Genomic DNA, 736 nt, shown 5'->3' on the forward strand with positions numbered 1-736 from the left:
AATCCTCCCTATTCCGAAGCATTGACTTCTCCCGCTAACGTTAGCGAAAAAATCCTGAAAATTCCGTAAACTTGTATAGCTCTATGCAAGGCCGATTTTCAAACTGTTGCATAAAAGCACGGGCGCAATCCTGGTTGAGATGTTTGCGATGACTTCAGTGGCGGTGCCGATTTATCGGCAACCCCGTTCAGAATATTTACTCTGCCAAAAGCACATCTCCTTAGAGTGTTTTTTTAAAAAACTTAGAGGTATGGAACAAGATGTAATTTCAATGGAAATCATCAATCCCAAAGCTGCGGGCATTGATGTGGGCAGCCGTTCCCATTGGGCGGCCGTGGGACAGTCCGAACAGGACATCAAAGAGTACGGGGTCTTCAACGAAGACCTTTTTGCACTGGCGGACTGGTTCGATCTGCACGGGATCAAGACCATTGCCATGGAGAGCACAGGGACCTATTGGCAAAGCCTCTATGCCGTTCTGTTGTCCAGAGGTTTTCATGTGATACTTTGCAATGGCAAGTTCACCAAGAACATCAAGGGCAAAAAAACAGACGTAAAGGATTGCCAATGGATCCAAAAACTGCACAGTCTCGGACTGTTATCGGGAAGCTTTCTGCCCGACGGGGAGACAGAACAGTTAAGGACATATTGCAGGCACAGGTCGAACCTGATCCACTCCAGTGCCTCCACTTCCAAAAAGATGCAAAAGTACCTGCGCCTTTTGAACCTGCGCCTT

The 736-nt window shown here is 47.4% G+C and carries 1 protein-coding gene; it reads left to right on the forward strand.

From position 1 onward, the window contains the following. Nucleotides 1-250 precede the first annotated feature (250 nt). On the forward strand, nucleotides 251-736 hold a 486-nt coding region (locus G6N06_RS19650), incomplete at its 3' end, for an IS110 family transposase (protein ID WP_163518397.1).

Source organism: Gelidibacter japonicus (assembly GCF_010725055.1).
GTDB classification, from domain to species: Bacteria; Bacteroidota; Bacteroidia; order Flavobacteriales; family Flavobacteriaceae; genus Gelidibacter; species Gelidibacter japonicus.